At 70.8% G+C, this 6,593-nt stretch carries 7 protein-coding genes; 5 read left to right on the top strand and 2 right to left on the bottom strand.

Features of this window, described 5'->3' with window-relative positions:
* Positions 1 to 35: 35 nt before the first annotated feature.
* Complete coding sequence (locus ACFWXC_RS50640) at positions 36 to 989, bottom strand: ScbA/BarX family gamma-butyrolactone biosynthesis protein (RefSeq protein WP_384490697.1); 954 nt, start codon at positions 987 to 989, stop codon at positions 36 to 38.
* Positions 990 to 1,382: 393 nt separating this feature from the next.
* Here ACFWXC_RS50640 and ACFWXC_RS50635 point away from each other — a divergent pair, with 393 nt between their 5' ends.
* The 5 genes from ACFWXC_RS50635 (at position 1,383) to ACFWXC_RS50615 (ending at position 5,469) form a co-directional block, all read left to right on the top strand.
* Complete coding sequence (locus ACFWXC_RS50635) at positions 1,383 to 2,114, top strand: HAD family phosphatase (RefSeq protein ID WP_384490695.1); 732 nt, start codon at positions 1,383 to 1,385, stop codon at positions 2,112 to 2,114.
* On the top strand, positions 2,111 to 2,884 hold the full coding sequence (locus tag ACFWXC_RS50630) for an SDR family NAD(P)-dependent oxidoreductase (protein WP_384490693.1): 774 nt from the start codon (positions 2,111 to 2,113) through the stop codon (positions 2,882 to 2,884). Before ACFWXC_RS50635 ends, ACFWXC_RS50630 begins: the two co-directional genes overlap by 4 nt.
* A gap of 141 nt (positions 2,885 to 3,025) precedes the next feature.
* Positions 3,026 to 3,691, top strand: coding sequence for a ScbR family autoregulator-binding transcription factor (locus ACFWXC_RS50625; RefSeq protein ID WP_360496077.1), 666 nt, complete (start codon positions 3,026 to 3,028; stop codon positions 3,689 to 3,691).
* A 215-nt stretch (positions 3,692 to 3,906) separates the two neighbouring features.
* Positions 3,907 to 4,521, top strand: a complete 615-nt coding sequence (locus tag ACFWXC_RS50620; protein ID WP_384490690.1) for a ScbR family autoregulator-binding transcription factor — start codon at positions 3,907 to 3,909, stop codon at positions 4,519 to 4,521.
* 123 nt (positions 4,522 to 4,644) lie between these two features.
* On the top strand, positions 4,645 to 5,469 hold the full coding sequence (locus ACFWXC_RS50615) for a BTAD domain-containing putative transcriptional regulator (RefSeq protein WP_384490703.1): 825 nt from the start codon (positions 4,645 to 4,647) through the stop codon (positions 5,467 to 5,469).
* On the opposite strand, the gene ACFWXC_RS50610 is transcribed toward ACFWXC_RS50615, so the two are convergent.
* A complete protein-coding gene (locus ACFWXC_RS50610) occupies positions 5,453 to 6,583 on the bottom strand; it encodes an MFS transporter (RefSeq protein ID WP_384490701.1) in 1,131 nt (376 codons plus the stop codon). The genes ACFWXC_RS50615 and ACFWXC_RS50610 overlap by 17 nt on opposite strands.
* Between the last annotated feature and the right edge of the window lie 10 nt (positions 6,584 to 6,593).

Genomic DNA, 6,593 nt, shown 5'->3' with positions numbered 1-6,593 from the left:
AACCGGGACCCGGCGGCGGCCGTTTCGCGGCGCCTTCAGTCGACGACGGGCCCGTGCACGGTGGAGGTGAAGACGGTCTCGCCGCCCTGCCGGCCGACGACCCGCACGGTCACCGTGCCGTCGCCCCCAGGGGTCACCTCGGTCACGTCCACCCAGCACGGGCTGTCGAGTTCGACGTAGCGGTCGAACGTCGTGGAGGTGCTCGCCGGTATCAGTGCACGGGGTGCCAGCCGGGCGCAGGCGGCCTGGCGGGCACCCTCCAGCAGGACCATGCCGGGCAGATGGTCACCGCCGTGGTCGAACAGGATCGGATGGGCCAGGTCCGGGGTGAGCAGCCACCGGTCGGGCCTGTCCGTGGGCGTCAGCACCACATCGGCGGGGGAGGTGCGGCCGACGGCGGACGGTGGCATCGGGTCGGCCGCGACCATCGGGTCCGCCGAACCCGCCTGCTTTCCGGGCCGGTTGGCCCGCAGCCGCGCGTAGACGGACGGCGTGACGATGGAGTACAGCCCGTCTCCGTGGGCCACGGGCCGGCCGTCCCGGCGCAGCGCGAACCCTATGCCCATCCGGCGCGCGGACGCCCTGCCGCGCGGCGCGGTGTCCGGGCACGTCACCTCCAGCTCGAAGTCGGTCGGCCGGGAGCCGATCCGCAGCTGCTCCAGATCGGTGTGGCAACTGAGCGACCACAGGACGAACTGATGCCCGAGCGGTACGCCGTGTTCGGCGTGCGTCACGAACATGCCGGCCTGCCGAAACGTCTCTGCGGCCTGAAGCGGATCGTGACTCGAACCGTCGGCACTGTTGAAGAAGGTGTGGGCGCGTGGCCACTGTCCGGTGAGGGAGAACCGCAGCCCGTCGTCCTGCGCGGTACACCCGCTGAGGAACACCTCGGCCAGGGACGCCCGGTGGACGTACTCCTTCGGGACCGTGGTGGTCAGCCGGGGCAGTGCGGGCAGACCGACTCCGATCTCGCTGGCGGACAGGCTCATCGATAACCCCCCGTCGGAAAGCTCTTCGTTCGCTGAAGCTCTGTTCGACGCCTATAAGATACGGACCTACCGGTTTTCTCGGGTCGGCCGCAAGGTAAAGGATTCGCCAAGTGTGGTTGGACTCCGTCCATGCATGACTCCGCTCGGTGGTGGTTTGGCCAAGTATTTTCGCGCTCAATCAAGCCGAAGGCACGGCGAAAAACGGACTAACTGGCAGATGTCGGCGGCCGGTTATCGGCGGGTGACGGGCCCGGCTCGCCTCTGTCAAAACCTGTCCAGCGGTCTCTTTCGGCCATCTCTCCCGGGAGTTAGCCGCCCGCCGAGGCACCCGAGCCGCCCCCGGTCCCGACAGCCACTGCATGATTGTCGAACGGCCCGCGAGAGGGAGACCCGATGGAACCACTGCGCACCCTGCGCCTCGCCGCCGTCAACATCGACGGCGTCCTGCTCAACGACAGCTTCAGCCCGGTCCTGCACCGCCTCGTCCTCAAGTACGGCGGTGCGTACACCCGGGAGCTGGAACAGCGGCTCTTCTCCCAGTCCCGCCTCGCCGCCGCCCGGGTGCTGCTGGAGGAGACCGGCGCCGACGTGAGCGAGCAGGAGGCCATCGCCGACTACTTCGCCGAACGCGAGCACTACCTGCGCACCCACCCCGTCCGCACCCTCGACGGCGCCGAGGAACTCCTGCACCGGCTGCGCGCCTTGGGCCTCGACGTCATCTGTTACGGCGGCCTCGACGAGGACCACTTCCGCCGCCATCTCGGCGCCTGGGAGCAGCTGTTCACCGCCCCGCACTACATCTGCACCAACGACTTCCGCCCCGGCATCAGGGAGATAGCCGAGGACCACTTCGGCCTCGACCGCCACCAGGTCCTCTTCATCGACGACGTGGCCCGCTTCGCCGGCCACGCCAAGGAACTGGACGTGCCGTTCGTCGGGCACCCCAGCACCTTCGAGCACGGCTTCCAGCGCCAGCTGATGCGCGAACTCGGCGTCCGGCACCTGGTAGGCGGCCTCGCCGAGATCGACGAGCAGCGTCTGCGCACCCTGGACAGGGAGGCCGGGCTCGACATCTTCTGGCATGATGCCGACTCCCTCTCCACCGCCCCGGAGGTGACCAGGTGACCGCAGCACAAGGAGCGGCGCTGGCCGGCCGGGTCGTCCTCATCACCGGTGCCAGCAGCGGTATCGGCGCGGCCGCCGCCCGGGTCTTCGCCCGGCAGGGCGCCACCGTCGTCCTGACCGCCCGCCGCGAGGACAAGCTGCGCGCCCTCGCCGACGAACTGCGCGCCGAGGGCGCCGAGGCGAGCCACCGCACCCTGGACGTGCGCGACGGGGAAGAGGTACGACGGACCGTCGAGTTCGCCGTCGAGCGCTACGGCCGTCTCGACGCCGCTTTCAACAACGCCGGCGTCGCACTGCCGAAGACCCCGATGCATCTCATCGACGACGCCGACTACGAGCGGGTCACCGAGACCAACGTACGGGGCGTGTGGAACTGCCTGCGTCACGAGATCACGGCCATGCTGGAGACCGGGGGCGGCTCGATCGTCAACACCAGCAGCGTGGGCGGGCTGGTCGCCTCCTCGACGGCCGCGCCCTACATCGCCTCCAAGCACGCGGTGATCGGACTGACCAAGGCCGCCGCCGTCGAGTACGCCCCGCACCACATCCGCGTGAACGCCATCGCCCCGGGCCTGACCCGCTCCGAGATGATCGACGACTGGTTCGCCAAGTCGCCCGAGAACGAGGCACGGGCCTACCGCTCCGCCCCGCAGGCACGCGCCGCCGACCCCGAGGAGGTCGCGGAGGCCGCCGCCTGGCTGTGCAGCGACAGAGCGAGCTTCGTCACGGGTGCCACACTTACCGTGGACGGCGGGCGCACCGCCTGGTGAACTGCCCGACGAGTCCCGCGCCGACGCCCCGGCGCCGCCGCGGGACCGGCCGGGAATCGGCCCCGTGCGGCCGAAATACCGACCCCCGATTGGGGTAAGGTACGTCACGTCCGGTTTTGTTTTGACCGAGGAGGGGTCCCCATGGCGCGGCAGGAGCGTGCGATTCGGACCCGCCGTGCTGTTGTCGAGGCCGCTGCCGCGGTCTTCGCCGAGCGCGGATACACGGCGGCGACGATCGCCGAGATCCTCGAGCGGGCCGGAGTGACCAAAGGGGCCCTGTACTTCCACTTCGACTCCAAGGAAGCCCTCGCGCGGGGTGTGATCAACGCCCAGATCAGCGACGACTACTGGGTACCGCGCGAGCTGAAGCTCCAGGAGTGGGTGGACATCGGCATGACGCTGGCCCACCGCATCCCCAAGGAGGTCATCCTGCTCGCCGGCATACGGCTGTCGGCGGACCTCCAGGGGCGTTCGCTGTTCGGCAGCGCCTGGCCCGCCTGGACCGAGGTGGTGACCGAGAAACTGGTGGAGGCCAAGGAGCGCGGCGAGGTGCTGCCGCACGTCACGCCCCAGGAGACCGCTGAGTGCTTCCTCGGGGCCTGGATCGGGACCCAGTTCATGTCCGAGGTCGTCTCCGACTGGACGGATCTCAACGACCGTATCTCCGTCCTCTACAACCACGTACTGCCGGCCATAGCCACTCCCGCGGCCCTGATCCGGCTGGACACCGCGCCCGACCGGGGCGCCCGAGTCGTCGAGGAAGTCGAGCGTCGGCGACAGGAATCGCTGGTGGCCACCGAGGCCTGACCCGCCCCGGACCGAACCACCTCGCCGGTTTGTTATGTGCGGAGCGCCGTGCTCCGATGATGCGAGAGGGCCGCCGGGGTCCTCTGCCCACCCTCCGAGCGCTGGCAAACCTACCAATCATGCTGTTTGCTAGGGTTCTCGAATCGCAATGTTGCAGGCCCAGGGGGAATCGGACCGTCCAATTCCGGATTCGCCCGGATCAACAGGGGGACGCGATGGTCAAGCAGCTCCGGGCGGCCCGAACCCGCCAGGCCCTCGTTCATGCCGCAGCCGAGATCTTCGCGGAGGACGGCTACGCGCTGTCCTCGCTGCCCGCGATCAGCAGGCGGGCCGGAGTGAGCGCCGGAGCGCTGCACTTCCACTTTCCCAGCAAGGACGCCCTCGCGGTCGAGGTGGAGGGCGCGGCCCGGCGGACCATCGAGCACATGGTCGCCGACCGGCGCCCGTCGGCCGCCTCCGCGCTGCACCTGCTGATCACGGTCACCCGGGAACTGCTGGTCACGGTCGCCACCGATGCCGTCGTCCGCGCGGGCTTCAAACTGAGCGTCGACCCCTCCCGCAAGAACGGCATGGGGTTCGGATGCTGGTGGCGTACCTGGGTGTGCGAACAACTGGTGCAGGCCCAGCACCAAGGGGAACTGGCCGAGGGAGTGGCGCCGGACCGGGTCGCCGCGGTGATAGTCGCCGCGACGGTCGGGTTCGAGGTGCTCGGCGCGGCGGACCGTGACCGGATCTCACCCCAGCACGTCGAGCAGTTCTGGTCACTGGTGCTTCCTCAACTGGCTGCCCACGACAGCGAGTTCGCGGGCGCCGTGCTGTCCGACTCCTGACTCCGAGTCAAGAGCCGATAAAGTCACGGGTGTTCGATTTGACAAACCGTCCATGCCGTTTTTGACTCGGGTGCCCGGGACTCGCCTCGGAGCATCCAAGTGGCGGACGGGCAGGGGGACGGCGTGGACATCGGCATACTCGGCACGCTCGACGTGCGCGAGATGGGCGTCTCCATCACCCCGACCGCGCCCAAGCCGCGTCAGGTGCTCGCCCTTCTCGCCCTGCACGCCGACCGGGCCGTGACCGTCGCGACGCTCACCGAGGAACTCTGGGGGCAACGGCCACCGCGCAGCGCGCGCCCCACCCTGCAGACGTACGTCATGCACCTGCGCGAACTCATCGCCGGAGCGTCGGCGGGGACGGGCGGCGACGCGGACGGACGTACCGCGAAACAGGTGCTGCGCACCGTACCCGGCGGCTATCTGCTCGACAGCGGTGAAGGCACCAGTGACGTCCGGGAGTTCGAGCGGCTCGCCCGGAGCGGGTACGGGGCGACGGACGCGGGGGACCATCGCGAGGCCGCCCGGCTGCTGCGTACGGCGCTCGACCTGTGGACCGGTCCGGCCCTGGCCGACGTCCCCGCCGGAGACTGTCTGCGCGCCGAGATCAGAGGGCTGGAGGAGAGCCGGCTGTGCGCGCTGGACCGGCGCATCGAGGCCGATCTGCGGCTCGGCCGGCACCGTGAGCTGATCGCCGAACTCACCGTGCTGGTCAGCCGGCACCCCACCCACGAGAGCCTGTGCGGCCAGCTCATGCTCGCCCTGCACCGCTCGGGCCGCCGCAGCGAGGCCCTCGCCGCCTACCAGCGACTGCGCACCACCCTCGTACGCGACTTCGGCCTGGAACCCTCGGCCGTGCTGGGCAAGGTGCGCCAGTCCGTCCTGGCGGCCACCGAGGACGAGACACCGGCGCCCGACGCCGCAGGCCCGCTCACCCAGGTCGGCTGACCACCCGCCCGGCACGCAGCAGTCGGCCGCCGAGCAGCACCGCGCAGGCCCCGGCGGTCAGCAGCCCGCCCGCCAGGAAGACGGCCCGCACCCCGGCCGGCGGCAGGATCAGTCCGCCGAGCGCGGCACCCGCCGCGATACCGGCGTTGTAGAAGCCGGAGTTGGCCGCGAGAGCCATGTCCGTGCGGCCCGGGGCGCAGAGCAGCATCGCGTTCTGGGCGGCCATGAACACCGGTCCGAGCGCACCGCCCATCAGCACCAGGAACACCACCGCCGGCACCGGACGGCCGCCGGCCGAGTACAGGCCGAGCATGCCCACCGCCTGCACGGCCACGGCGGTGGTGAGCGCGGACTGCGGGAAGCGGTCGAGGAGCGCCCCGGTGACGGCCACACCGGCCAGACACGCCACCCCGAAGACCACCAGCAGGGAGCCGACCGAGTCCGGCGAGAATCCGCTCACCTCCCCCAGGAACGTCACGATGTAGGTGTAGCCCGCGAACGCCCCGGTGGCGGACAGCGTGCCGGCCGCCAGCACCGTGACGAACCGGCGGGTGTCCGGACGGGTTCCGTAGGCGGCGGGCGCGTCTTCCGGAGGCGAGGTCGGCAGCAGCACCGCGATCGTCACCAGGGACACGAGCCCCGGCACCGCCAGCGCCGCCATCGGCGTCCGCCAGTCGCTGTGCCGGCCCAGCCAGGTCCCGGCGGGCACACCGAGGACGAGGGCGAGCGAACCGGCCACGGACAGCGCCCCGACGACCCGCCCCCGGACCCGGGGCGTGAACAGACCTACCGCCACCGGTCCCAGTACCGCCCAGAACAGCGCCTGGGCGAGCGCGGTCAGCAGCCGGGCCACGAGGAGCTGCCCGTAGGAGGTGGCCGACGCCGCGGCCGCGCTGGACACGACGAGCGCGGCCAGCAGCCCGGTGAGCACATGGCGCCGGGGCACGGCCCGGGTGACATGGGCGAGCGGCAGCGAGGCCACGGCCACCGTGATGCCGTAACCGGTGATCAGCAGGCCGGCCGCCGGCAGCGACACCCGCAGACCGGCGGAGATCACCTCCAGGAGGCCGACCGGCAGGTTTTCGGCGGTGTTGAAGGTGAAGGCGGCCAGCATCAGGGCGCCG

Origin of the sequence: Streptomyces sp. NPDC058683, from assembly GCF_042716195.1 — a bacterium.
Taxonomy (GTDB): Bacteria; Actinomycetota; Actinomycetes; order Streptomycetales; family Streptomycetaceae; genus Streptomyces.
This window is presented reverse-complemented; position numbering and strand designations above follow the sequence as displayed.

What these genes read in the sequence shown, in the direction of transcription:
- ACFWXC_RS50640 (WP_384490697.1), bottom strand. Translation starts at nt 989, where the DNA reads ATGAGCCTGTCCGCCAGCGAGATCGGAGTCGGTCTGCCCGCACTGCCC.
- ACFWXC_RS50635 (WP_384490695.1), top strand. Translation starts at nt 1,383, where the DNA reads ATGGAACCACTGCGCACCCTGCGCCTCGCCGCCGTCAACATCGACGGC.
- ACFWXC_RS50625 (WP_360496077.1), top strand. Translation starts at nt 3,026, where the DNA reads ATGGCGCGGCAGGAGCGTGCGATTCGGACCCGCCGTGCTGTTGTCGAG.
- ACFWXC_RS50620 (WP_384490690.1), top strand. Translation starts at nt 3,907, where the DNA reads ATGGTCAAGCAGCTCCGGGCGGCCCGAACCCGCCAGGCCCTCGTTCAT.
- ACFWXC_RS50610 (WP_384490701.1), bottom strand. Translation starts at nt 6,583, where the DNA reads ATGCTGGCCGCCTTCACCTTCAACACCGCCGAAAACCTGCCGGTCGGC.